This is a genomic window from Pseudidiomarina indica, from assembly GCF_900104245.1.
Classification (GTDB): Bacteria; Pseudomonadota; Gammaproteobacteria; order Enterobacterales; family Alteromonadaceae; genus Pseudidiomarina; species Pseudidiomarina indica.
In genome coordinates this window covers 23,631-50,606 of the sequence record NZ_FMXN01000012.1, presented here as the reverse complement: position 1 = coordinate 50,606, position 26,976 = coordinate 23,631, and the positions used below count along the sequence as shown (strand labels likewise).

Below are 26,976 nucleotides of genomic sequence, written 5' to 3'. Positions count from 1 at the left end.
TTTAACACATATTGCCATAGATTCAAACGGCACGAAAAAACCGAATCCACGCTTTTTGAAGAAAGCCAGTGCCAATCTGCGCCGTAAACAAAAAGCCTTATCACGCTGCAAGAAAGGCAGCAAAGGTCGTGCAAAAGCCCGACTTAAACTCGCTAAGGCGCATCAGCGTCTGGCGAATGCTCGTGCTGATTTTCAGCACAAGCTGTCTCGACACGTTATTGACGAAAACCAAGCGGTAATTGTCGAGACACTGAAAGTCAAAAACATGCTGAAGAACAGGAAATTGTCCAAGCACATTGCCGATGCGAGTTGGTCAGGCTTGATCCAAAAGCTGGAATACAAGGCCAAAGAGCAAGGCAAGCATCTGGTTAAAATTGATCAATGGTTTGCTAGCTCTAAAACCTGCTCTTGCTGTGGACACAAGCTGGAATACTTGTCACTGAACGTGCGTGACTGGCAGTGTCCATCCTGCTCAACACGGCATGATCGGGACATCAATGCAGCCTTAAATATCAAGGCGCAAGGTATTTTAAAATTAAAGGCCGCAGGACTGTCGGTTTCTGCCAATGGAGGCAAGCGTCAATCTGGTCACGTACCAGTTGCTGCCTGAGAAGTTGGAAGCCTCGCCCGTGGCGCTTTAGCGCTTAGGGCGGGGAGCAGTCACCCATCTTCGTTATGTAATTCAAGGTTGGCGTCTTCATTCACCGTTTGGCGATGCAGTGCGACATCATTGCGAGCGGCATCTAAACGGTCCAGATAGCTCTGATTCACGTCACCGGTAATGTACTCACCATTAAACACCGAGGTTTCAAACCGCTGGATGTCTGGGTTTTCTTCGCGCACTGCCGCAATTAAATCGTCTAAATCTTGGTAGATCAACCCGTCAGCATTAATCAACTCGTTGATCTCTTCCGCCTCTCGGCCGTGACCAATGAGCTCATTGGCACTTGGCATATCGATGCCATAGACGTTAGGAAAACGAATTTCTGGTGCCGCAGAGGCAAAATAAACCTTTTTCGCACCCGCTTCTCGAGCCATTTCGATAATTTGTTCTGAGGTGGTTCCACGAACAATGGAGTCATCCACTAAGAGGACATTTTTACCTTTAAACTCCGCGCTAATCGCGTTCAGTTTGCGCCGCACAGATTTCCGCCGTTGCGTCTGCCCCGGCATAATAAAGGTCCGCCCAATGTAGCGATTTTTAACAAACCCTTGGCGATAAGGTAAGTTAAGGACCGAGGCAATTTCCAAAGCGATGTCACAGCTGGTTTCCGGAATGGGAATCACAACATCAATTTCTAAATCAGCGTAGTCACGCTTCAGTTTTTCCCCAAGCTTACGCCCCATGTTAACGCGTGACGCATACACCGACACCTTGTCGATCACTGAGTCAGGACGGGCAAAATATACATATTCAAAAATACAGGGACAATGCTGTGGGTTGTCAGCACATTGACGTGAATAGAGTTCGCCATCTTCCGTAATATAGACCGCTTCACCTGGCTCAACATCTCGCCAGTAGGTAAACCCTGTGCCGTCCACTGCAACACTTTCAGACGCGACAATATACTCTTTCTCGCCGGTCGCTGTTTCACGATACCCTAACACCAATGGCCGAATACCCCAAGGATCTCGGAACGCAATAATGCCGTGCCCAATGATCATCGCAACCACTGCATAGGCACCGCGAATTTGGCGATGCACCCGAGCTACCGTCGCGAACACATCTTCAGGGGTGACTCGCAGACATTCCTGTTGATATAACTCATGCGCAAATACGTTGAGTAAAATTTCAGAATCTGAGGTGGTATTGATGTGACGGCGGGCTTTATCGAAGAGTTGCTGTTGAAGTTCGTGGGCGTTGGTCAAATTGCCATTATGGGCCAAGGCAATACCGAACGGCGAGTTCACATAGAATGGTTGCGCTTCTGCTGAACTGGCACTCCCAGCCGTCGGGTAGCGCACATGGCCGATGCCAATTCGCCCCTGCAATCGATGCATATGACGGGTGTGGAAGACATCACGCACAAGGCCATTAGCTTTGCGTAATCGTAATGTGCCATTATCCACGGTCACTATCCCGGCCGCATCTTGCCCGCGATGCTGTAACATCGTCAGCGCATCGTACAACGCTTGGTTGACCGGATCTTTACCTACAATTCCAACTATCCCACACATGCAACCACAACCTCATTAACTGTTTTGGGGTAAAAAACTGGAAGAACTTTCTAAAAACTCAAAGAACCATTGAATCACAATACCGAAGTGAGGGATCAGGTCTGACTCTTCCCACCATTGTTCATCGGATAAACCGGTAAATGAATCCATGAAAAAGAGCAGCGCTGCCACAATCAAAATGCCGCGAATGGCACCAAAGATACCACCCAACAACCGGTCAGTACCGGTAAGCCCAGTACTTTCAACCAAGCGACCGATTAAATAATTCACCACTGAGCCCACAATAAGTGTGGCAACAAACAGCGCCGTGACGGCAGCTGCATTGCGCAACATGGTGTCTTCAATGCCAGTAAATAGCATTGCGAGGTCAAGGTAGAAGAACTTAGCGATAAAGAATGCGGCGATCCAAATCGCCAACGACAGGGCCTCTTTCACAAACCCGCGGGTTAAGCTAATGAGGGTAGAAATACCAATGATCACGAGAATCGTGATATCAATCCAGACCATTATCGGGGTTCCATAGCTGTATCAATGATCGGCAAAATTGTATCAGAAACCACCAGCAATTGCTGCACTAATCTTAGGGCTCATAGCGAAAAACTCGACCATTTAAATCGGTCAGTTCTTTTAGTTTCGGTAAATCTGCTTCGAGTTCGGCTTTCACTAACCCAGGGCCAACTAAGAGTTTATGGCGAACGCCTTGCTCACTCTGAGTCGCTTCTCGATAAGCCGGATACCCGGCCGCACGAAGTTGCTCGACTAACCGATCAACGGAAGCTTGGTTTCGAAATACTCCCAATTGGATGACCCAACCCGGTTGTTTTAAGTCACCTGCGGTGGGCGCTGTGGGTGACGCCGCAGTACTCTTCCGCATAACTGGGGCTTCTTCGGCATCAAGTTCGACGGTTTCAACCGCAGCTACCCCATTAAATTGTTCCACTTCAGGAACCTGCGTTACTGGCATTTCAGCAACTTCCAACTCCGGCTGGAGGGGAATGGCGTCAAAGGTTTCTTGTCGTTGTTGCGGTTGACCATCCAACAGTTCAGGTAAAAAAATCACTGCCAGTGCGATGAGAATAACACTGCCAACAATTCGATTTTGTAACTGCGATGCCATGACTTACTCCGAATCGGGAATTTGACCGACAGTGTAAAACGAGCCGCACACCAATACCAGTATCGGTTGCCCTGTTGTTGCTAAGGCATCCTGTTGAGCCTGTTGGTAAGCCTCTAAAACGCTAGCAAAACAACCTCGTACCGGTACTTTTTCTGCAACTTCTGCTGCAACATGATCAGCCAATTGCTCAGCAGAACTCCCGCGTGCAACCGATAAACTGGCGAAGTACCAGGCATCCACGGCCGGAGCTAAGGTGGTCAGTGTACCGGCAATATCTTTATCTTCTAGCATGCCCACCACCGCAAAGATGCGATAGGTCGGATAACGTGCTTGAATCGCTTGTACCAAAAAGTTTGCCGCATGGGGGTTGTGGGCCACATCCAATAGAGTATCCACTCGCGTCACGCCATTCCCTGGACGCCATTCTAACCGTCCTGCTTCACGTGCGCCTGCCAAACCATCACGAATTGCCTGGGCGGCAATCGGCAATCGGCAAGCCGCTAACGCCGCCACGGCCGTTGCGGCATTGGGTAACGGCAGTTGTGGCAGAGGTAATTCTTGCAGGAAATGGTTGCTATCACGGTATTCCCAAGACGTTGGACCTGTAATGCGATAAAAGAAATCATGGCCGACCCGTTGCAGTGGAATTCCCTGCTCTTGGGCGGTTGCAACAACCGCAGCAGGGAAATCAGGCTCCCCCACAATGGCCGGGCGCTGGGAACGAAACACGCCTGCTTTTTCACGAGCAATTCCGGTACGATCCGAGCCTAAGAAACCAATATGGTCAATGCCAATGCTAGTAATAATTCCCACATCTGCATCAACAATATTAACGGCGTCTAAACGACCTCCCAAGCCAACTTCTAACACCCACGCATCTAACTTGTGTTGGCGCAATAACCACAAAGCTGCCAGGGTTCCAAACTCAAAATAAGTGAGCGAAACTTCCCCTCGTACTGCTTCAATGGCAGCAAAAGCGGCAACATGTTCCGCATCCGTCAAACATTGCCCACTGATGCGCACGCGCTCGGTGTAATGATGTAAATGAGGTGACACATAGACGCCCGTGCGGTAGCCGGCACATTCTAAGATAGTTTCCAAGTAGCGAACGGTCGACCCTTTGCCATTGGTTCCGGCAACGGTAAAGACTTGGGCGTCGGTCGTTGTTAATTGCAATCGATCCGCAACGGTTTTGATCCGTTCAAGCCCCATATCAATCGCGCTTGGATGAAGTTGCTCTAAATAAGACAGCCAATCATCAAGACTGGCTGTTGCAGAAGGTGCTTGCAGTGCGCTCATACCATTTAAAATTCGTCAGCAAGAGCTGGTAAATGTTGGAATTTCGCCACTAACGCCGCAATTCGATTCCGCATTTGACGACGATCCACGATCATATCAATTGCTCCGTGATCCAATAAGAACTCAGCTCGTTGGAACCCTGGCGGCAACGTTTCTCGAACCGTTTGCTCAATCACCCGTGGCCCAGCAAAGCCAATCAGAGCCTTTGGTTCGGCAATATTAATATCGCCCAACATGGCTAGACTTGCAGACACGCCGCCCATGGTTGGATCGGTCAATACCGAAATAAACGGAATCCCTTCTTCACTCATGCGCGCTAATGCGGCCGAGGTTTTTGCCATTTGCATCAACGACAATAAGGCTTCCTGCATCCGCGCCCCACCTGAGGCTGAAAAGCACACCAATGGAATGCGCTCGCGTAAGCAAATTTCAACAGATTTGACAAAGCGGGCACCCACCACCGATGCCATGGAGCCGCCCATAAATTCAAATTCGAATGCAACGGCGACAATTGGCATGCCTTTTAAAGCCCCTTTCTGGGCTACCAAAGCATCTTTTTCTCCGGTTGCTTTTTGTGCTGCAGCAATCCGATCACGATATTTTTTCGTGTCACGAAATTTCAGCACATCTTTCGGTTCAAGCTCTGCACCAATTTCTTCCCCGGTGCCATTATCTAAAAAGCTTGCAAGCCGTGCGCGAGCAGAGAGTCGCATATGATGATCACACTTAGGGCAAACATTTAAGCTGCGCTCTAAATCAGCATGATACAAAATGGCATCGCAGCTACCGCATTTCGCCCAGACCCCTTCCGGGATGTTACGGCGCTTGCCGCTTTTTGGTTTTGCAAGAATTCGCTCAATCCAGCTCATAATATTTCGTCATCAACTCAGTCGGTAAATGGCGTTATCGCCAGTAAATACGCTCTATTAAAGCACATTCTATGGGTTCAGTTTAGTAAAAAGTGGTCTTAACAGTCTGGTAACCACAATGGCCCTGGTGGAAGTTGGGGCAAATCATAGGCTTCCGGATAATCAACTTGCACAAGATACAAGCCTTCTGCCTTCGCCGTTGCTGCAGCGCGTGTTCGATCGCGGCCCGCCAATAATTCAGCGAGCCAGTCGAGTGGTTGCTCACCTTTACCAACTTCGAGCAAACTTCCGACAATATTTCGAACCATATGATGCAAAAATGCGTTGGCAGAAATATCGACGACCACAAATTGCCCATAACGACGCACATCAACTCGGGTCACACACCGATTCGGCGAGTGTGACTGACATTGTGCGGCTCGAAACGCGCTAAAATCGTGTTCACCTAATAAGTGCTGTGCAGCCGCATGCATTCGCTCGGCATCGAGTGGTTGGTGATAATGGCTCAAACCACGCGCCAAGATGCCAGGCCGCCGTGCTTGATTCGCAATAATATAGCGATATCGGCGGCCCGTTGCACTAAAGCGCGCATTAAAGTCAGCCGGCACCTCTTTGGCCCAACGCACCGCAATAGCATCTGGCAAATTGCTGTTGACCCCCATGGTCCAAGCCGGCATTGCCCGAGGGGTCTCACAGTCAAAATGCACCACCTGCCCCGTTGCGTGTACCCCCGCATCAGTCCGCCCTGCACAGGTTACCTGTACTGGGTGGTTGGCAATTTTACTGAGTGCTTGCTCCAAGACTTCTTGCACGCAAACCACTTCACGCTGACGTTGCCAACCAAAAAACTGACTGCCGTCATATTCAATTCCTAGCGCGATGCGCGTACTACTCATTCACGTTCCTGATTTTTGATTTGCTGTAACAGCATGGCGGCTTCACGTTTGGCATCATCGTCATCGCTGTCATTCACTTTCTCTAGCTCAGCACGGGCCGACGCTAAATCGTCTACTTCCAAATAAAAACGGGCTAAATGGATCAGCCCCCAAGGGGTTTCATCGGTATCATCCACTTGCCCAGATTCGCGTTCAAACCGACTGGTGCCACTTTCATTGGCGGCCGCTTCGGCTTCTTCCAGCAACGTTTCAATTTCAATAAAGGCATTCTCTTCAGCAGGATTGGTCGGAATATCCACCGACTCCGCTAATGTAGGCGTAGGTGAAGGCGTAGGTGCGTCCACCTCGGCTTCACTGGGCGAAGCAGCAAGCACTGGCTCTGCCTCATCTGACTCTTGTTGCGGTTGCTGCTCTTGATCCGCGGCCTTGACCGCCTGATGATACAAACTTCCCGGTTCACGCGAACTGCGTCGTAAGTAAATTACCGTTATAATCAGCACCAGCACCAAAATAACCACCAAACTCGCCAAAAATAACGGCAACGGCTGCAATATCCATGTTACAAAGTCGACGCCATTTGACGTACTCTGAAGTGCTTGTTTGGTTTGTGATGAACGTTGATTCGCTGAAGGCTGTATCGCTTCTTTGGTTGCTGCCAGCTCCGCCTCGATTTGTTGTTGCAATTCATCTTCAGCGGTTTGTTCGGCGTCTACTTTAAGGCGCAGTTGATTCAGCTCGCTGCTAACCGTTGCTAGGCGCTCCTGCAATTGTGCATTTTCATCATTGAGCTGCTCAATTAACTCTATGGATTGCGCCAATTGGGTGCGTAATACGGCTAAATCGTTACGTTCAAACACCACTTTGTCAGCATCATTCTGCTCAGCTTGTGGCTCAGCTTGCTGAAACTGCTGCTGTTGTTGCTGTTGTTGCTGTTGTTGCTGTTCTTGTTGCACCGCACGTAAACGCTCACGAACGCCTTGCTGTGCCACATCAGGAACACGCAAATAAAAACCATCCAGCATGTGGCTGGGATGATTATCAACGAAAGCCCGTGGGTTCAGCTCAATGAACAGATCCATCATCTCGTACACCGATAAATCGGTGTTGTCGCTATAGTACATTGCAATGGACCAGAGCGTATCAGATGATTTAATGGGCCCAAAACGGTCGGCTTGCCACCGCTCATCGACCTGCCGTGCAGCCGCTACCACGGCCTCATCCACCGTCGTATTCTGAGCAGCTACCGGCAGACTGTTACTCGCCAGTAACAGCGCCAACCCTGTTATAAGAGCCATACGATTCTGCTTCATTGAACCAATCCTTTGAGCGTTTCGTTATCGTTATAAGTAGTCTCGAATTAAGTGCTCGGCAATTTGAATACTATTCGTTGCGGCACCTTTCCGTACATTATCGGCTACGACCCACAAGTTCAAACCATTTGGATGAGAAATATCATTGCGGACACGCCCCACATAAACCTCATCATGCCCTGTTGCTTGGCCGATTTGAGTTGGGAACTCGTCATTATTCTCGAGTAGCACGACGCCCGGCGCTTGGCGCAATAAATCTTTCGCCGTGGTGGCATCAAGTGGCTGCAATGTTTCGATATGCAATGCTTCGGCATGCCCATAAAACACCGGCACCCGCACCGCAGTTGCATTCACCCGAATCGACATGTCACCAAAAATCTTTTGGGTTTCCCACACCATTTTCATTTCTTCCTTGGTGTAGTCATTGTCCAGGAAAACGTCGATTTGCGGAATACAGTTAAACGCGATTTGACGACTGAACTGTTTCACCTCAGCTGGGCGGCCATTTAACAAGGCCACTGTCTGCTGAGCCAACTCATCCATCGCCTCTTTCCCTGCGCCAGAAGTTGACTGATAAGTGGCAACGTTGATGCGCTCAATCCCCACCGCATCATAAATAGGTTTCAACGCAACCAACATTTGAATGGTCGAACAGTTCGGATTAGCAATGATGTTGCGATTGCGAAAATCAGCCAATGCATGGGCATTCACTTCTGGCACCACCAAAGGAATATCCGGCTCATAGCGGTATTCAGAGGTATTATCGATAACGATACAACCCGCTTCTGCAGCTCGCGGTGCATACATTCGAGAAATGCTTCCGCCCGCAGAGAAAAACGCAATGTCTACTTCACTCCAATCAAAACTATCCGCATCTAACACCGTCAGTTCTTCACCACGAAACGTGACGGTACTTCCGGCGGAGCGACGACTTGCTAACGGGAACAGTTGTGCCACGGGAAACTCCCGTTCGGCTAACAGCTCAATCAAATGCTGACCAACCAGCCCGGTGGCTCCTAAAACTGCGATATTAAATGCACGTGCCATCACTGCTCCTGCGAATTTAAAGGTAAAAAATTTAGCTGCTGTAGTCGTTGCTGCCAATGTGCTTGTTGTAACCAATCGCCCCCAGTAACTGTCCCTTGAGACAGCTCCCCACGAGTTTGATAAGTGCGGCGCAATTGGTCAAAAGCGGCAGCGGTTGACGGTGCTTGGCGTAACTGCGCATCATCGTCTCTTATATCATAAATCTCGCGCACCCAAGATGCTAGCATTTGCCAACTAGGAGCGGTTTCTGTGTGCCAGTGGTAACGTCGAGTGGCAGCCGGCCAAGGTGCCAACAACTCCTCAACTGGAGGCAACATAATATCGTCACGACGAATAAACTGCAGCAGTTGTGCAAACAGCTGCCAGGTGCCGGCTACTTTGCCAATCACGCTATGCCCCGCAATATGGGGCGTTGCTAAACTCAGCCAGGGGAGGAGATCGGGAGCAATTTGTGGCTCGTGCTCCCACACATCCAGCACCACGCGCAACTCTTGTTGACGGTGCATGGCTTGCCGTAACGCCTCTTCAGCCACGACCGCGCCGCGACTGGCATTAATCAGGATGGTCCCAGCCTGCAGGCGAGCAATCGCCTCTACATCAAATAAATGATGGGTCGGGAACCTGCCTTCATGCACTAAGGGCACATGACAACTAATGACCTGACTGGCCAACACCCGCTGCCAATCCGCATGAATATCCAGTGGTTCTTGTTGTATTTTTTGAGGCGTCCATGATTGCACTAACGGGGGATCATAATAATGTACTCGCAGCCCGAGCCCTTGCAATCGCTGCCCTGCCGCACGTCCGGTATGACCCGCACCGATAATGGCAACGTCACCAGTAGGCAGCTGTCCGTCCCGCAGCGCCAGCTCACTGACAGCAGCCACCACATAATCCCCCACCGCATTCGCATTGACTCCAGGAGTTGACACAAAGGTCACCCCTGCTGCCTGACAGGCGTGGGCGTCGACATGTTCGGTGCCAATGGTGGCAGTCCCGACCCAGCGCAGGTGCGGTGCTTGTTGTAGTAACGCCGCATCAACTTGTGTAATGGAACGAATCAAGAGCACTTCAGCCTGTATCAACTGAGCGGCAGAGGGTTGACGTCCGGTAAAGGTCGTTAGCTGCACCGATTGGCCACTCGGAGCTAACGCTTGGGCAAGATATTGAGCCAGTTCACTGACTAGTGGCATTGTTGCATCAGCAAGGAGGTGCATGCAGCAACCCTTATTCAAAAAGGTGAACGAGAATAGTCATGGAGCATACAACAAAAAGGTGCGCCCGTGCGCACCTTTTTAAAGAACATTCACAATGAGTCAACGTGAATTATTGATATTTGCGTAACACCAAGGTGGCGTTCGTTCCACCAAAGCCAAAGCTATTGGACATGATGGTGGTCAACTCCGCTGCAGTTGTTTCACGAACAATATTCATGCCTTCCGCAGCTGGGTCTAAATTATCAATATTGATTGAAGGTGCGACAAATCCATGCTGCATCATCAGCAATGAGTAAATCGCTTCATGCACACCGGCCGCACCTAACGCGTGGCCTGTCATGGCTTTGGTGGCACTGATATAAGGCAGTTGCTCACCAAACACTTCACGAATAGCTTCCAATTCCTTGGTATCACCTACTGGCGTGGAAGTACCATGAGTATTTAAGTAATCAATCGGGGTATCTACCGTGGCGAGTGCCATTTCCATGCAACGCACAGCGCCTTCACCTGATGGAGCGACCATATCGAATCCATCAGAGGTTGCACCATAGCCGACAATTTCAGCATAGATATGAGCACCTCGAGCCAGTGCAGCTTCGAGTTCTTCAATCACTAAAATACCGCCGCCGCCGGCTGGTACGAACCCATCACGATCAGCGTCGTAGGTACGCGAGGCTTTGGTTGGCGTGTCATTGTACTTCGTTGACAACGCACCCATCGCATCAAACTCCATACCCAAGGTCCAATGCAACTCTTCACCACCACCGGCAAACACGCGATCTTGTTTACCAAACTGAATCAGTTCAAGTGCGTGACCAATACAGTGTGCAGAGGTTGCACAGGCTGAACTAATGGAATAGTTCACTCCTTTAATTTGGAAGGGTGTGGCTAAACATGCGGACGTGGTTGATGCCATACAACGCGGAACCATATAAGGCCCCACTCGTTTGACGCCTTTTTCACGCATAATATCCGCAGCAGCAACCTGGTGCTCACCCGATGCTCCGCCTGAACCCACGACCAAACCCGTACGTGGGTTTGACACTTGTTCCGGAGTTAAGCCAGCATCTTCAATAGCTTGTGCCATCGCCATATAAGCATAGGCGGCTGAATTGCCCATAAACCGCAATGCTTTACGGTCAATGTAATCAGCAGGGTTCGCACGAACGGGTCCCCATACCTGGCAACGCAACCCCATATCGGCGAATTCTTGTGAAAATTCGATGCCCGAGCGTCCTTGTTGTAACGACTCCAACACCTCTTGTTTATTCAATCCGATACTGGACACAATGCCCATCCCGGTAATCACTGCTCTTCTCATTCTCATATCCTGTACTTGCTGAGCGCTGCTGTATGGTAGCCTAATTGGCAAGAAAAGTGGTCTGCTTTCCACGCATTCTAACGCATTCTTGATACACTAACAGGTGTCCATCAAGGTTTTCTTGTCTTCCGTGGGGATTACAGTGAGTCAAAACAAGCCAAATTCAGTCAAGTATGCTCCCATTCAGCACGCGAACGTCACGTTCAACGCACTTGGCATTCCTATCGCCGACCAATTTGATGACATTTATTTTAACAATGAAAATGGGTTAGCGGAAACCAACTATGTGTTTTTGCAACATAATGGGCTCCCTGAACGCTGGCAAACACCCCGCAATACACCATTTACAATTGCTGAAACTGGCTTTGGCACAGGCCTAAACTTTTTAGCCTGCTGGGATTTGTTCGAACGAACGGCACCTGCATCCCAACGCTTGCATTACGTGTCCTTTGAAAAATATCCAATGGCACCCACTGATATCGCCCAAGCGATGGCGGCGTTTCCTCACCTAAGCCAATACTGCCAAGCGCTGCTAGAAGCCTATCCCGCGCCTCACGCCGGTTGTCACCGTATCCAGTTTCACCACCATCGCGTGACCTTGGATTTATGGTTCGGTGATCTCCATGAGCAGTTACCGCATTGGTTGCCCTACGCACAGCAAACCGTTGATGCTTGGTTTCTGGATGGCTTCGCTCCTGATAAAAATCCTCAAATGTGGCAAGACAGTTTGTATCAAGCCATGGCGGCCAGCTGTCGCGAGCAAGGAACTTTTGCCACCTTCACAGCTGCGGGTTCCGTACGACGAGGGTTGCAGGCAGCAGGCTTTGAGGTCAAAAAAAGCAAAGGCTTCGGTCACAAACGAGAAATGCTGCACGGCATGTTACCTACCGCAACGCCTTCGGTGACGCCAGCAGCTCGGCCCGACCCTGGTGTTCCTGTCACCATTGTTGGTGGCGGAATTGCTGCCGCTTGTGTGGCTTGGTCGCTCACCCAGCGAGGCTATCAGGTTCACTTGCTGAGCGAAGGAATTGCCGATGGTGCCTCAGGCAACGCCCAAGGTGCTGTGTATCCGTTGTTGCAAGTAGAGTTAAGTCCACTCAGCCGCTTTCACTTGAGTGCATTTGATCATGCCCGTCAATTTTATCAAGGGATAGGTAAACCCTATTGGCATGGTTGTGGAATGGTACAGTTAGCCACTCAAGCAAAACGTTTACAACGGCAACAGAAGTTGGCTGAACATGGGGTCTATGCCCCCACCATGGTGACTTCACTCGAGGCGGATCAGACCCAACAAATTTGGGCCGAGTTACCGGCCGTACCGTCGTTGTGGTATCCCAGTTCAGGCTGGGTCGCGCCGCCGCAATTGGTCCATCATCTGCTGACCCAATGTGGTGAACGCTTAACGGTACAACAAGGCGTCAGTATCCAAGCAGTCACTCCCACCACAGATGGCGGGTGGCGATTAACCAGCGAACACGGCGAGGAATTCCACGCCCATACCCTCATTCTTGCCGCTGGTGCTGGCCTGCTCCCCTTATTACAGCAATGGCATATTGCAACTGAAGCGGTTCGCGGCCAAGTCACTCAAGTTGCTGCCAATAGCACCAGCCAAGAATGTCCGGTGGTGGTCTGCTACAAAGGATATTTTACGCCTGTACTCGACTCCGAGACTGCCTGCCACTGTGTGGGGGCAACCTACCAACGGCAGTTTGATCCCCAGCATTATCGCGAGCTGGCACCCGAAGATACTGCAACAAACTTAGCCCAGCTACAGAGCGATGTGCAACAGCCTTGGACGCACAATTTAGTGCCTGTGGCAGATCGTGCCGCACTGCGGCATACCACCCGCGATCACTTACCGATGGCCGGTTGGTTATCCGCATCATTGGGAATTATCGGAGGACTCAGCTCACGGGGGTTCACCAGCGCTCCGCTATGTGCAGAGTTACTGGTCAGTCAATGGCTGGGTGAACCCTTACCGCTGAGTGCTGAGCTGGTTAAGCGGTTGGCACCGGAACGTCTGCAAGACGGTGAAGCAACGCTTGAATGTGCGCCATATCTGTAGGAGAAAGCTCATGCTTCGCTTGTTCCACCGACTGATGTACCGCCGGTAAAATTGCCTCAGTCTGAGCTTGTTCTTGTAACTCTAATTGGGCCACAACGAGATCAAAGTGGCCCCGTAAATAGCCACTAGCAAACAATTCGTCATCGGTACCGGTCGCGACCAAATCGTCAAAGACCTGTTCTAAATCACTCACATACCCCTGAAATAAGCCCTGATTACCCACTGCTGCCATCGTTATTCCTCAGTTCCCCCGCTGGGGTGTTATAAAACCCATTCCTTCGCCCATAGCATACCATACGGATAACTTTTTCTGGTACACTATGACGCCATAACAGCAACGAAATGAAACCCTTTTAGGCGAAGTATGATGGCGTTACGTATTGGTTTATTTTACGGCTCAACCACTTGTTTTACCGAAATTGCCGCGGAAAAAATACAAGCTCAATTTGCTCCCGGAGAGGTCGAGTTATTTAATATTAAAGAAGTTCCCCTGCAGCAGGCAGAGGAATTTGACGTCATTATTTTTGGGCTTTCGACATGGGATTTTGGCGAGATTCAAGAAGATTGGGAAAGCCATTGGGATGACATTGCGACGTTGCAGCTCAATGGCAAAATTGTTGCCTTATTCGGCATGGGTGATCAGGTTGGCTATACCGACTGGTTCCAAGATGCCTTGGGCATGCTGCACGATGAATTAGCCAGCCATGCAGGCACCCAAGGGTGCATTCGAATTGGCTTGTGGCCCAATCAGGGCTACGACTTCGCCGCTTCGAAAGCATTGACCTCCGATGGCGAGTTTTTTGTCGGGCTTGCCCTCGATGAAGATAGCCAATATCAATTCAGCGAAGAACGTATTCAACAATGGTGCGCGCAACTTAAAGATGAGCTTGCCAACGTTGTAACTCTGTAACTTGGGTCTCGGCGGTAAACTGGATTGCCGCTGAATGCCCCCACACCGGCCCCGGCCACGCAGGATCATCGGTAGCACGTAACACCACGTGCACGTGCAGTTGGCTCACTACATTCCCTAACGCCCCCACATTCAATTTATGCCCTTGCCCATAGCTTTGTAACAGCAATGCTAATTGCTGAATCTCAAGGGTTAATTGCTGATATTGCGGTGCGCTCAGTTGGGTGATTTCGGTGCAATCAGCAATGCGTGGCACCAGCATCAGCCAATCATAACGGCTGTCGTTAAAGCGCAACACCTCACAAAGTGGCCAACTGGCCAACCAGAAGGTATCCTGCTCGAGTCGCGAATCTAGCGTGAAATTAAGGCATTCAACCGCGTTCAGTTCATTCCCTGCGTTACTTTGCACAGCAAGTTTGTTATAACGTTGTGTGATTGTCATAAACAAAAAATCCTTATTGAGTTAGCGATTAATATAGTGAGTCAACACCATGTTACGCATCGTTTTATTAACGGTTTTCGGATTAATACTTGGCCTTGGTCAACCTGCTTTGGCGGTACCACAGTCAACAGAACAAGTGAGCGCTATTCAGCAGTTTACCGCTGATATGCGCGCGCATGAAGGCTTTTTCACCTTCTACCACGATACGGCGCAAGGAAAGTTCTACCTGCAAGTGCCCCGTGAGCAACAAGCATTTATTTTTCAAACCAGCTTACCTTGGGGGTTAGGCTCCAACGATATTGGGCTGGACCGAGGGCAGTTGGGCCCGACTCGTTTGGCGAGCTTCCTTATTGAAGGGAACAAGGTATTGTTGCTGGAGCACAATACCTATTACCGCGCCAATACTAACAATCCAGCGGAACAAGCCAGCGTCAATGAAGCCTTCGCCGACTCGGTGATTGCAGGCTTCAAAACTGTGGCCGAAGATGCCCACTCAGTATTGATTGATTACACGCCCTTTTTATTAAGTGATACCCATGGGGTGGTGCGTCGTTTACGTGATAGCCAACAAGGTCAGTATCAGCTTAGCCCCGAAAAATCCGTGGTATATCCTGCGCGCAGCAAAGCCTTTGTAGACAACACCGAGCTGGAAGCAAAAGTGACTTTTAGTGGCGAAGGGAAAGGACAATATGTTCGTAGTGTTGCTGCCGACCCAAATCACATTACCTTACACTTACATCATTCATTTATTCGGTTACCCGACAATCAATACCAACCGAGAGAATTCCATCCGCAAAGTGGCTTCTGGACAGAAACTCACCAAGACTATGCGGCCCCATTGGGGGAGCCGATGGCGGTCCAATATATTCCGCGCCATCGTGTTAGTCACGAAGAACCCATTGTTTACTATTTAGACCCTGGCGTCCCCGAGCCAATCCGCTCTGCGTTACTTGACGGCGCGCGCTGGTGGGCAGAGGCATTTGCAGCCATTGATATGCCCAACGCCTTCCAGGTTCGTGAGCTGCCCGCCGATGCAGACCCCATGGATGTTCGCTATAACATCATTCAGTGGGTGCACCGCGCGACGCGTGGATGGTCATACGGTGCTTCCATTATTGATCCGCGCACTGGTGAAATTATCAAAGGCCACGTGACCTTGGGCTCCCTACGCGTACGGCAAGATATGTTGATTGCGCAGGGGCTGTTGGCACCTTATGCCAGCGATGACCCGGCCGCCCAGCAAGCGCTCAAACAGCAGGTCGAAGAAATGGCGTTAGCGCGTATTCGGCAACTGTCCGCCCATGAAATTGGGCACACCTTAGGAATTGCCCACAACTTTGCGGCCAGCGCTGATGATCGTGCTTCCGTCATGGACTACCCTCACCCGTTGATCAGCATCGACACCGAGACCGATCGTTTAACCCTGACCGATGCCTACACCGAGGGGCTTGGCGTGTGGGATCTCCAAGTCATTGCGTACGGTTATGGCAAGGCTGACCCAGCCACCGTGCTAGCGCAAAACCGTCGCCTTGGACTCAGCTTTATTTCGGACCGAGATGCACGTGCCACAGGTGGCGCCCACCCGGATGCCCATTTATGGGATAACGGCAGTGATGCCGTAACTGAATTAGAGCGAATCCTTGCTGTGCGGCAAACAGCGCTGGCTCAATTTGGGTTAGGCAACCTCGCCGACGGTCGCCCATTGAGCGAGCTTCATCAAGTGTTTGTCCCCATGTACTTATTGCACCGCTATCAAGCTGAAGCTGCGGTCAAAATGCTTTCGGGGGTCCACTATGACTATGCTGTCAAAGGTGAGCAATCGATTGATATTCGCCCCGTAAATGCCACCCAGCAATTGCGGGCACTCAAACAATTGAGTCGTACCTTATCTGCTGAGGTTCTTGCGGTTCCAACCCCAGTGATCGATTTGCTGGCGCCCCCCGCCTACGGTGAAAACGCCTACGATCGGGAGCGTTTTACTGGGTTAACGGGACTCACAGCCGATCCCGATACCATGGCTGCCAGCGCTGCTCGTTTCGTATTAGATCTCATGCTTCATCCACAACGCTTAGAACGCTTGCAGCAGCAACACAGCCGTGATCAGACTATTCCTAATGTCAGTCTGGTGTTGACCGAAATTGCCGCGGCTGCCATCACCCCAGCCCAAGCTGCAAATGCCACTTCATTACAGCAACGGCTTGGCTTTGAAGCACTGGATGCCATGGTTCGTACCTATCAAAACGATACCTTGAGTGCCACAGTGAAAGCACCGTTGTTTCAATTTTTACAACAACAACGGCAGCAATGGCAAAATAGCCCAGCGTCTGCGCATCGTGACTTTGCTGTTTATGCTCTCGAGCAATGGTTGGCTGGCAAATCTTGGCCGTTAACTCCAGCGCCAGCATTACCGCCAGGCTCCCCAATTTAACTCCGTACCAAAAATAAAAAGAGGCCATTTGGCCTCTTTTTTTAGTTCGCGATAATGACGATTAATTCTGCGTTGCAAAGAAACTATCAGGAAGCCAATGTGGCCGTTCCGGTTGATTCGCAATTTCTTGGCCAATGGCGTAGTTAATATCGGTGAAAATCACACCCGCATCATAACGAATCGGCAAGTCTGATTGATCACTCGGACGGTGATAATGCTCCGCAAAAAACTGAGCCCAAACTTCCCCGCCATCTTCCCCTTCCGTTTTTGAGGTAAATCCAGTCATCAAGAAAACAGCTGGAACCCCTTTCTTCACAAAAGGATAGTGGTCAGAGCGGGTAAAAATCGCTTGTTCTGGCATCGGGTCATCACTTAACGCAATGCCAAACTTGCCTGCTGCTTTGGCTACCGATTCACCCAGTGTTGAGTGCGTCGAACCAAATGCGATCACATCCGCAAAGTCATATAGCAATACTGGCATATCGAGGTTGACGTTCGCAGCGATTTGTTCAATCGGTACCGTAGGATGATGCGTAAAATAGTCAGCACCCAGTAAGCCACGCTCTTCTGCGGTGACCGCCAAGAACATGATCGAACGTTTCGGCCGCTCATCCGCTTGTGCAAATAAACGTGCCGTTTCAAGCATCACCGCAACCCCTGACGCATTATCAATGGCACCGTTATTGATATGGTCGTCCTGGCTTAAATCTTTGGTCACACCAATGTGGTCTAAATGTGCGGTATACACGATATATTCATTGGCCAATTGCGGATCACTGCCCGGCAGCACCGCCGCAACGTTGGGGCTGCTCATTTGCTCATGCTTAGAGGCACGCTGTAAGCGAGCATTCACTCCCAGCTCAAAACCACGAGGCGATTCCCCTTGTTCCATTTGCGCAAATATCTCGTCCAGCGTTACCGGGGCGTTAGCAAACAGATGCTGAGCTGCCTCATGATGAATATAAGCAGATGCTGCTAAGTTTTTAAATGCAACATTAGGCTCGCCATTGGGGTGCAACCAACGGACACTTGGTGCACGTTGATACATTGCGTTGACTTCAAATGGGCGTACTTTTTCACGCGCTGGCGTATGTAAGGTAATAATCCCCACCGCCCCACGTTCTGCAGCAAAGCGAGTTTTACTGCTATTCAGGTGGGCGCCCTCTTCACTGGGTAAATGTTCAGGACGGCCTGTCAACATGACGACGATTTTGTCGGTCACATCCAACCCTTGGTAGTCGTCGATGCCAAACACATCCGAAACCAATCCATAACCAACGAACACTAAGGGTGCTTCAATATCATCCTGTTCACTATAAGCACTCGGGCCGGTAATGAACTGCTTTGGATATTGCATCTCAATGGTTTCAGTGCCGTTCGTCACGGTCATCGCCACACTATTTTCGATCAGATAGCTACGACGGAATTGAATCCGCTGATAGTAAGTGTTTTCATCACCACCAGGCTCGAGCCCTAACCGCTTGAATTCTGTCGCCACATACTGTGCCGCAATTTCATGCCCTCGGCTGCCGGTATCACGTCCTTCGAGCTCATCGCTCGCTAAAAACTCAAGGTGTGCCTGTAAGGCTACCGGATCAGCCCCCATCTGTCGCTGTTGCGCAGCCGGTACGTCATCCGTACACGCAGCAATCCCGAGTGCCAACATAAGAGCACTGATCGAATAAATAAGTCGCATTTTTAACATCCAGTTATCAAAATTTAAAAGGTGGAAATGTCCCCGTTCAGCCCCCATGAAAATGAGCAAAAAAAACCTTGCGTGCTGCTCACGCTTTCGTTATTGTTATATTATAACATTACACTTTGGTCCAACGGAGATTCTCAAGTATGGTATCGCAGTTTCGTAAAACACCGCTAGCGCTATTCGTAACAAGTTTTGTCGGTTTCACCGCAAGTTCGTCGTTAATAGCTCATGAATTACAAGAAGTTTCCTCATCCACCCATGAACATGCGAATACCGAAGTGATTACTGTCACTGCGTCTCCGATGAATCGGACGCCGTTAGAGTCAGCGCAACCCATCTCGATTCTGGCCGGTGATGAGTTACAAGAACAGCATGCCCATACCCTAGGAGAAACCTTGGCAAAAATGCCCGGCGTCAATGCCACCCATTTTGCCGGAGTGGCCAGTAGCCCAATTATCCGTGGATTGGATGGTCCACGCGTTAAAATCACCCAAAATGGTCTCGATAGCGGCGATGTTTCGAGAGGCTCGCCGGATCATGCCGTCACTACCGAAACATCCGTCGCTGAACAAATTGAAGTATTTCGAGGGCCAGCAACACTACTCTATGGCTCAGGCGCCATTGGTGGGGTCGTCAACGTCGTCGATAATCGCATTGCCAAAGATTTTGTCGGAGGCGTGCGGGGCTTTTATGGACTCGGGGGTGATACCGCCAGCAACCGCCGAGAAATGACCGCAGGAGTCACCGCTGACCATGGACAGAGCGTGTGGCACTTCGACGCCTTCACGCGCCACAGTGGCGACTATGACGCCCCCACCTTTATCAACGAAGAAGGTGAGTCTGTTAGCTCGGTAGAAAATAGCTTCATTGATGCACAAGGTGCTAACGTGGGTGTCAGCTACTTATTTGAGAGTGGTTACTTGGGGGTTTCCTATGGTCGCATGGAGCAGCAATATGGAATTCCAGGCCACTCCCACCACGACCACGACCACGACCACGATCATGCTCATGATCACGCCCATGAAGCAACTCATGCCGAGGGCCCCTACGCTGATTTATGGCAAAACCGAGTGCAAGTCCATGGTGGTTGGAATAATCCTTCAGCTGCATTCAAACAAGTCGAGCTACGCTATGGCTTTACCGATTATCAACACCAAGAAATTGAGCACGGCGTTGCTGGCACAACCTTTGGTAATCGTCAGCATGAATTGCGCTTAACTGCGACTCATGAGGCCTGGCAAGGTTGGACCGGAGCCCTTGGTTACCATTTTTTTGATCAGGAACAAACGGCAGCCGGGGCAGAAGCCTATACGCCGGACTCGACCACTCGTAAACACGCAGCCTTTTGGTTATTAGAGAAGGAACACCAGCAACTGAACTGGCAGCTAGGCGCCCGGGTTGAGGACGTGCAAGTGAATGAGCGTTCCTTCACTCCAGTTTCAGCTTCGTTTGGTGTCACGTATTCCATGAACGATGCCTGGGTGCTATCTGCCAATATCGCGCATGCACAACGTGCACCAACAGCGGCCGAGCTGTACTCAAATGGAGCTCATTTGGCTACCCGCACCTACGAACTAGGATTAGGCTATGAGTTGGAGGCTGTTAGTGACCATCACTACCATCTACATCAAGTCGATCGCGCAGGACGGGTTGAGAAAGCGAATAACATCGATTTAGGAATTCATTTAAATCAGCAACGCTTTCATTTCGATTGGACGTTTTTCTACAACCGTATCGATGACTTCGTATATGGCGCTTACACCTCGATCAACCACCTCGAGCTGCACCATGAACACCACCACGACCACGACCACGATCATGAGCATGACCACGACCATGCCTTCCATGAGGGCTTACCCGTCATTGCTTACACCCAACGCGATGTCGAGTTGTACGGTTATGAATTAAACACTTCTTATGAATTATCAGAACATTGGACAGTCGCTCTTTTTAGTGACTATGTTCGTGCTAAAACACGAGATGGCGGCGAAAACTTACCACGCATTCCAGCCCAACGGTTTGGTAGCGACCTTCGGTATCAAGCAGCCACCTGGGAAACGACCTTAAGCTACATTTGGTATAACAAACAAAACCGTATTAGCCATGGTGAAAGTGTTACCGATAGTTTTGGGCTATTGAATGCTCAGGTAAACTGGTTCCCAACCCAATTGGCCAACCACAATCTCAGTGTGTATCTCAAAGCTGAAAACCTGACCGATGAATTAGGCTTGGTCCATAATTCGTTTTTAAAGGAATATGCCCCAATGCGCGGCCGCAATCTGAGTATTGGTATAAGAGGCGAATTCTAGCGCACGCTGCTTGCGCTTTGTCGCAGCCACTCAAGTATTGACTTGAGCTTTGGTAAACTATGAGTGTTTTTGTCATACACAAGGCCAAGTCAATATGGGTTGTTTCCGTCTTTTACATACTGTGACCAAGCTGGTTGCGCTGGCTACCGCGTGGGTTTTAGTCGTGTCAATGACGGCGAGCGCGCAACAAAGCCCGAGCGCGTTAACCATTGAACGTATTTTTTCAGCGCCGTCACTCACCACTGCGGCGCCACAACAAATTAAATTTGCACCTGGTGGGCATCAAATCAGCTATTTGAAAGGCTCGGCTGATGCCCCCAACATCCAAGACTTATGGCTGTATGACGTTCGGCAAAATACCCACACGCTCATTGTCGCGGCCGCCAGTTTGACTGATCCCAACCAACCATTATCTGCCGAAGAGAAAGCTCGTCGTGAGCGGCAGCGGATTCGGTCAAGCGGAATTGTGGATTACTATTGGTCGCCTACGGGCGATGCGCTACTCTTTCCGGTGCGGGGCACTTTGTATCTTTATGACATCGCTCATAGCCAAGTACGTCAATTAACGGCTGATTCCGTTTCAGCCACTGATGCTCGTTTTTCTCCGCAAGGGAACTTCGTCAGTTTCGTCCATGATTACAATCTCTATCTTATCGCGTTGCGAACGGGCATTACCTATCAAGTCACCCATCGTCAAAGCGCCACGGAGCAATATGCGACCGCTGAATTTGTCGCCCAAGAAGAAATGAAGCGAATGACGGGGTACTGGTGGAGCCCAGACGAAGCGGCCATTGCCTTAACCCGCATTGACCTGAGCCCCGTTCCCATTCAGCGCCGAGTTGATGTTTATGGCGATCACTCCGAACTGGTTGCGCAACATTACCCCGCCGCGGGAAGCTCGAATGTTGCCCTTGATTTGGGCTGGTTCAGTCTTGCCGAGATCATGCAGGAGCCGGAAGAAGAGAGCGATAACAACTCTCCCCATCTTGCCGCTATCACCTGGCTCCAATTAGAACAACGCCATGAGCCCGGCTACCTTGCTCGAGTAACATGGCTGCCAGATAGTCAAAGCATTAGTTATCAATGGCAAAACCGTCAACAAAATAAATTAACGCTGTGGCAGTTCCCACTGTCGCAGGATGCACCACGCGTCCTCATTGAAGAAACCAGTGCGACTTGGGTTAATCTTCATGATGACTTGCACTTCATGAATGATAGCCGCCATTTTATTTGGTCATCTGAGCGTAGCGGCTATAAACACTTGTATCTCTATCGTACTGATGGCAGCCTGATTCGCCAACTTACCTCCGGCGATTGGATGGTTGACAAGCTCAATTATGTGGATGAAATCACCGGCGTTATTTATTTTACCGGGCGGCGCCAATCACCGTTAGAACGACATTTATACCGTGCTAGTTTAAATACCAGTGCCCCTGGACAACCGAGCCAACTCAGCAGTCAAGCGGGAATGCACACCATTGTGTTTGCTGACGATGGTCGCAGTTATATCGATTATTTTTCCAGCTCGCGCCAGCCTCCTCAAGTCAGCCTGCATGGCCCGACGGGAGAACGCATTACCTGGATTCATGAAAATCGAATTGATGCGCAGCATCCACTGCACCCTTACATCGCGAATTGGAGTTATCCAGAGTTTGGGCAGCTCAAAGCAGAAGATGGGCAAACCCTGCATTACCAAGTTCATAAGCCTTCTCCATTGGCAGATAACCAACGTTACCCCGCCATTGTCATGGTATATGGCGGGCCTCGTGCTCAACGAGTCACCAACAGTTGGGGCGACTATTTCACGCAGTATCTCGTGCAACAAGGCTATGTCGTATTTAAACTGGATAACCGCGGCAGTGGCCATCGTGGACGGCAGTTTGAAAATGCGATCTACCGTCAAATGGGCACGGTAGAAGTGGCCGATCAAAAGCTCGGGGCTCAATGGTTAGCCCAGCAACCTTATGTGAACGCGAATAAAATCGGTGTCTTTGGCCACAGCTATGGCGGGTATATGGCGCTGCATCTGATCATGCGCGCACCGGAGTTGTTCCATGCTGCCGTGGCTGGCGCGCCAGTCACTGATTGGGCTTTATATGACACCCACTACACCGAACGTTACATGGGCACCCCACAAGACAATGTGATTGGCTATCGGCAGGCCAACGTCTTGACCTACGCGGAGCAATTACAGCGACCGCTGCTGGTGTACCATGGCATGGCTGATGACAACGTATTATTTACCCATACGGCACAGTTAGCACATCGATTGCAGCAATCGATGAAGCCGTTTGAAATGATGGCTTATCCCGGTGAAGCCCATGGTATCTATGGGCATGCGGCGAATATCCATCGCTATAAACTCATCGCTGACTTCTTCAACCGCCACTTACGGTAAACAATTGAACTAGGCTATACTAAGCGCATCACCACCTATCAAGAGGATTTTAGATGCGCTTTTTATCTCGTCGCTTAGTCATGCCAAACGACCTTAACTTTGCAGGATCATTGTTTGGGGGGCGTATACTTGAGTGGATTGACGAAGAAGCCTATATTTTTGCGGCCTGTCAATTGGATCACAAGAGCTTAGTCACCAAGCATATTGGCGCGATTGCCTTCGAAACATCTGCATATCAAGGCGATGTGGTTGAGTTTGGCCTCGAAGTAAAAGCGGTTGGGGTCACCTCCATCACAGTGACCTGTGTGGTGCGAAATAAGCAGACCAAACAAACAATTTGTGTCGCTGATGACATCGTGTTTGTGCATATTGATCCTGAAACCAGAACCCCGCAACCACACGGCAAAACCAAACCTCAATTGGATGCAACACCCATCGTTGCGCCCTAATCGAAGACAAGAAAAAAGCCACAGTCGTGGCTTTTTTCTTGCGTGATGGTTGCTGTTAACGCTGTAAATAACGTCCAGCAAAACAGGTCACTGGCGTGGCTGTTGGCTTACCGTGCTGCCAATCGCCACCTTCAACACCGCTTCCGGCAATATCAACGTGCACATAAGGCAACGGCTGTTCACTATCTTGCCCATGTTTATCTAACCCGGCTGCAATCATTAAAAACGCCATCGGGAATTGATGACCGCGTTTGGTTGTTGCTGAAGGACCTGTATTACTCGATAAGGTATCGTCCGCTTTTGTGCGTGGGCGCACCATGTCAAAGTCTTCTCGACGTAACCATGAAATTTCAGCTGGATCGCCGTATTGCTCACCCGCTTCCCAGAGCTGTTCCGCTACTAGGTTCGCTCGTGCAGGACCGTTAGGAACAAGGGCCGTATAAGGGCCTTTCGCTAAGGCCGCATGCCCTGTTAAGGTTGCCACGCTAAACAGCTGCGGACGCGGATAATTACTTGCCGCAACGCGTAAATGTGACAGCAAATCAGCAAGAACTAATCGACCTTCCGCATCGGTATTGCCAATACGTACCCGAACACCACTATGGCCGGTGACGATTTCGTCTGACACGAACGCGTCTGCACCAATGCTATTACGTACCAAGCCTAACTCTGCCACAACACTCAATGTTTTTGGACGCATTTCGGCAACGGTTTTCACAAAGCCTGCCACCCCTGCCGCACCGCCTTTGTCGCGGCTCATACCCGCCATGTGGCCGCCTGTTTTGACATCAGCACCGCCGGTGTCATACACGACCCCTTTACCAGCCAGCAATAACGTTTGTTCCGCTGCCGGCGCTTTGTATTCCAACCGCACCACACAAGGATGATGGCGCTCAACGCCAACCGATGCCCGTGCAACGGCCATGAACAGGGGGTATTCATGCTGTAACTGCTGTAAATCGTCGATCACCGTCACTTTCACCGGCGTATGCGCGAATGCCTGTTGGCAATATTCAGCAAAACGCTTCGGTGCCATCCGCTCCGGCTCAGTTCCGGCTAAATCACGCGCCACCCGCTTACCTGCTTCAACCGCTTGGAACCAGTCTTCGTCAAGCGCACCAATCATGCCAACGGTGGTCAGGGTTTCCAGTTTGCCTTCGCCATGAAACTCTCGAGCTTCTAAAGGCTCATACAAGGCTTGGCAAATTCCCCAGTACGCAACGGCTTCCGCTTGGTTGTATCGTTCTTCACTAGGAATGCCAAATAACACCACGAGTACCGAGGTTGCCCCAGCTTGCTGAGCAATACGCGCTGCCGTTCCTGCCGCATCACTAATGAAACGAACATCAGCATAGTCGCACGATAACGAGCCGGTCGGCGCCAAAATCAAACGCCCACCTGCAACATCCGCAGGAATTAACAATGCTTGCTGGCCAACCCGTTGATCCAACTGTTTTGCTTGCGCAACGAATTCACTAAAGTCGTCTGGAACAGGGCGGCTAAAATCACCTAGCAGCATCACTGCATCAAATGCTTCGCTGGCCGTGGCCGCATAACTTTCAAATACTCTAACCGTAGGAAATGCCATAAATACCTCTATGATTCATTCGTATAAAACGATTTAGATACGCCGCCATGTGGTGCCGTTAGCGCCGTCTTCGAGTTCAATATTCATTGCCTTTAACGCGTCACGCGCTGCATCAGCACGCGCCCAATCTTTCGCTGCGCGCGCTGCTTGACGCTCCTGAATGAGTGCTTCAATGCGTTCAACATCCGCGTCACCGCCTTGCAAGAAGGCTTGAGGCTGCTGGGTTAATAGCCCTAGCAGTTGTCCTAACTCACGCAATTGAGCGGCATAAGCCATCGCTTTTTCTGGGGCGCTAGCGTGCGTTCGGTTCACCTCTCGCGCCAAGTCAAATAGCACCGTCAACGCTTCTGGAACGTTAAAATCATCATCCATCGCCGCGTTAAAACGATCCGCATAAGCAGCGGTTAGCTCGGCTTGCACCGGCGTTTCAGGCACATCACGTAGCGCTGTGTACAAACGTTCCAAACTCGCCCGCGCCTGCGTTAAGTTCTCTTTAGAATAGTTCAATTGTGAGCGATAGTGGCTCGACATTAAAAAGTAACGCACGGTTTCAGCGTCATATTCTGCTAACACTTCGCGAATGGTGAAAAAATTCCCCAATGATTTGGACATCTTTTCTTCATCCACTTGAACCATGCCGCTATGCATCCAATAGTTCACATAACGACTTTGATTCGCACAGCAGCTTTGCGCCACTTCGTTTTCATGGTGAGGGAAAATCAAATCAGAGCCACCCCCATGAATATCAAAATTTTCACCCAAGTGACGTTTATTCATGGCCGAACACTCAATGTGCCAGCCAGGGCGTCCATCTCCCCAAGGTGATGGCCAGCTCGGCTCCCCAGCTTTGGCTTGTTTCCACAAGACGAAATCTAACGGGTCTTGTTTATATTCATCCACATCCACCCTCGCGCCAGCTTGCAACTGACTCAAGTTTTGGCGGCTTAACTGACCGTAAGCAGCGAAAGTACTGACATCAAAGAGGACATCACCATTGCCCGCAACATAGGCATGCTTCAAGTCAATCAGACTTTGAATCATGGCAATAATATCATCCATGTGCCCAGTCACCGTTGGCTCCACATCAGGGCGTAATAAATTCAATGCATCAAAATCGGCATGCATTGCTTGGGTAAAATGTTCGGTAATTTCGTCAATGGATACCTGACGCTCTGCTGCTCGACGAATAATTTTGTCATCCACGTCGGTGATGTTACGCACATAAGTGACGTCGTATCCACGCGATCGGAGATAACGTACCACCACATCAAAAGCGACGTAGGTGCGGGCATGGCCAATATGGCAGTAGTCGTAAATGGTTACCCCGCACACATAAAGTTTAACGACTCCCGGTGTGATGGGTCGAAACTCTTCTTTTTGACGGGTTAACGTATTATAAATCTTCAACATGCACCGTTGCTCCTAGCTGAC

22 protein-coding genes are annotated in these 26,976 nt (G+C 50.3%); 7 read left to right on the top strand and 15 right to left on the bottom strand.

What is annotated here, in order from left to right:
- Positions 1-610, top strand: a 610-nt coding sequence (locus BLP64_RS09325) for an RNA-guided endonuclease TnpB family protein (protein WP_143001091.1), incomplete at its 5' end; no start/stop codon positions are given.
- A 50-nt stretch (positions 611-660) separates the two neighbouring features.
- Here BLP64_RS09325 and purF read toward each other — a convergent pair.
- The 10 genes from purF to fabB all read right to left on the bottom strand — a co-directional run bounded on the left by purF (position 661) and on the right by fabB (position 11,254).
- Positions 661-2,178, bottom strand: coding sequence for an amidophosphoribosyltransferase (purF, locus tag BLP64_RS09320; RefSeq protein ID WP_092593789.1), 1,518 nt, complete (start codon positions 2,176-2,178; stop codon positions 661-663).
- Positions 2,179-2,193: 15 nt separating this feature from the next.
- Entirely contained in the window at positions 2,194-2,685 is a 492-nt protein-coding gene (locus tag BLP64_RS09315) for a CvpA family protein (protein ID WP_092593788.1), read from the bottom strand.
- Between the two features lie 73 nt (positions 2,686-2,758).
- A complete protein-coding gene (locus tag BLP64_RS09310) occupies positions 2,759-3,295 on the bottom strand; it encodes an SPOR domain-containing protein (protein ID WP_092593787.1) in 537 nt (178 codons plus the stop codon).
- Positions 3,296-3,298: 3 nt separating this feature from the next.
- A complete protein-coding gene (folC, locus tag BLP64_RS09305; RefSeq protein ID WP_092593786.1) occupies positions 3,299-4,594 on the bottom strand; it encodes a bifunctional tetrahydrofolate synthase/dihydrofolate synthase in 1,296 nt (431 codons plus the stop codon).
- A 5-nt stretch (positions 4,595-4,599) separates the two neighbouring features.
- Positions 4,600-5,463 (bottom strand): acetyl-CoA carboxylase, carboxyltransferase subunit beta, encoded by an 864-nt coding sequence (gene accD, locus BLP64_RS09300; protein WP_092593785.1) that lies wholly within the window; start codon positions 5,461-5,463, stop codon positions 4,600-4,602.
- Between the two features lie 98 nt (positions 5,464-5,561).
- Positions 5,562-6,359, bottom strand: coding sequence for a tRNA pseudouridine(38-40) synthase TruA (truA, locus tag BLP64_RS09295; protein WP_092593784.1), 798 nt, complete (start codon positions 6,357-6,359; stop codon positions 5,562-5,564).
- Positions 6,356-7,669, bottom strand: a complete 1,314-nt coding sequence (locus BLP64_RS09290) for a FimV/HubP family polar landmark protein (protein ID WP_092593783.1) — start codon at positions 7,667-7,669, stop codon at positions 6,356-6,358. The genes truA and BLP64_RS09290 overlap by 4 nt, the downstream gene beginning before the upstream one ends.
- Positions 7,670-7,699: 30 nt before the next feature.
- Positions 7,700-8,716, bottom strand: coding sequence for an aspartate-semialdehyde dehydrogenase (locus BLP64_RS09285; protein ID WP_092593782.1), 1,017 nt, complete (start codon positions 8,714-8,716; stop codon positions 7,700-7,702).
- Entirely contained in the window at positions 8,716-9,909 is a 1,194-nt protein-coding gene (locus BLP64_RS09280) for a 4-phosphoerythronate dehydrogenase (protein WP_176754964.1), read from the bottom strand. Before BLP64_RS09280 ends, BLP64_RS09285 begins: the two co-directional genes overlap by 1 nt.
- A 133-nt stretch (positions 9,910-10,042) precedes the next feature.
- Positions 10,043-11,254, bottom strand: a complete 1,212-nt coding sequence (gene fabB, locus BLP64_RS09275) for a beta-ketoacyl-ACP synthase I (protein WP_092593780.1) — start codon at positions 11,252-11,254, stop codon at positions 10,043-10,045.
- A 142-nt stretch (positions 11,255-11,396) separates the two neighbouring features.
- On the opposite strand from fabB, the gene mnmC reads away from it, so the two are divergent.
- Complete coding sequence (gene mnmC, locus BLP64_RS09270) at positions 11,397-13,319, top strand: bifunctional tRNA (5-methylaminomethyl-2-thiouridine)(34)-methyltransferase MnmC2/FAD-dependent 5-carboxymethylaminomethyl-2-thiouridine(34) oxidoreductase MnmC1 (RefSeq protein ID WP_176754963.1); 1,923 nt, start codon at positions 11,397-11,399, stop codon at positions 13,317-13,319.
- On the opposite strand, the gene BLP64_RS09265 is transcribed toward mnmC, so the two are convergent.
- Positions 13,252-13,551, bottom strand: a complete 300-nt coding sequence (locus BLP64_RS09265) for a YfcL family protein (protein WP_092593778.1) — start codon at positions 13,549-13,551, stop codon at positions 13,252-13,254. The genes mnmC and BLP64_RS09265 overlap by 68 nt on opposite strands.
- Positions 13,552-13,686: 135 nt before the next feature.
- On the opposite strand from BLP64_RS09265, the gene fldB reads away from it, so the two are divergent.
- Positions 13,687-14,229 (top strand): flavodoxin FldB, encoded by a 543-nt coding sequence (gene fldB / locus BLP64_RS09260; RefSeq protein WP_092593777.1) that lies wholly within the window; start codon positions 13,687-13,689, stop codon positions 14,227-14,229.
- Here fldB and BLP64_RS09255 read toward each other — a convergent pair.
- On the bottom strand, positions 14,195-14,671 hold the full coding sequence (locus BLP64_RS09255) for an HIT domain-containing protein (RefSeq protein ID WP_092593776.1): 477 nt from the start codon (positions 14,669-14,671) through the stop codon (positions 14,195-14,197). The genes fldB and BLP64_RS09255 overlap by 35 nt on opposite strands.
- 49 nt (positions 14,672-14,720) lie before the next feature.
- Here BLP64_RS09255 and BLP64_RS09250 point away from each other — a divergent pair, with 49 nt between their 5' ends.
- Complete coding sequence (locus BLP64_RS09250) at positions 14,721-17,099, top strand: zinc-dependent metalloprotease (protein WP_092593775.1); 2,379 nt, start codon at positions 14,721-14,723, stop codon at positions 17,097-17,099.
- Positions 17,100-17,160: 61 nt separating this feature from the next.
- On the opposite strand, the gene BLP64_RS09245 is transcribed toward BLP64_RS09250, so the two are convergent.
- Complete coding sequence (locus BLP64_RS09245) at positions 17,161-18,795, bottom strand: M28 family metallopeptidase (protein WP_092593792.1); 1,635 nt, start codon at positions 18,793-18,795, stop codon at positions 17,161-17,163.
- Between the two features lie 149 nt (positions 18,796-18,944).
- On the opposite strand from BLP64_RS09245, the gene BLP64_RS09240 reads away from it, so the two are divergent.
- From BLP64_RS09240 to BLP64_RS09230, 3 genes are all read left to right on the top strand, one after another.
- A complete protein-coding gene (locus BLP64_RS09240; protein ID WP_092593774.1) occupies positions 18,945-21,110 on the top strand; it encodes a TonB-dependent receptor in 2,166 nt (721 codons plus the stop codon).
- A 169-nt stretch (positions 21,111-21,279) separates the two neighbouring features.
- Positions 21,280-23,508, top strand: a complete 2,229-nt coding sequence (locus BLP64_RS09235; protein WP_233340144.1) for a S9 family peptidase — start codon at positions 21,280-21,282, stop codon at positions 23,506-23,508.
- Between the two features lie 53 nt (positions 23,509-23,561).
- Entirely contained in the window at positions 23,562-23,957 is a 396-nt protein-coding gene (locus tag BLP64_RS09230; protein ID WP_092593772.1) for an acyl-CoA thioesterase, read from the top strand.
- A gap of 55 nt (positions 23,958-24,012) precedes the next feature.
- On the opposite strand, the gene BLP64_RS09225 is transcribed toward BLP64_RS09230, so the two are convergent.
- Both BLP64_RS09225 and cysS read right to left on the bottom strand, forming a co-directional pair.
- Positions 24,013-25,545: a M17 family metallopeptidase gene (locus BLP64_RS09225; protein WP_092593771.1), complete on the bottom strand. Its 1,533-nt coding sequence runs from the start codon at positions 25,543-25,545 to the stop codon at positions 24,013-24,015.
- Positions 25,546-25,578: 33 nt separating this feature from the next.
- Positions 25,579-26,955, bottom strand: coding sequence for a cysteine--tRNA ligase (gene cysS, locus BLP64_RS09220; protein WP_092593770.1), 1,377 nt, complete (start codon positions 26,953-26,955; stop codon positions 25,579-25,581).
- Positions 26,956-26,976 lie beyond the last annotated feature (21 nt).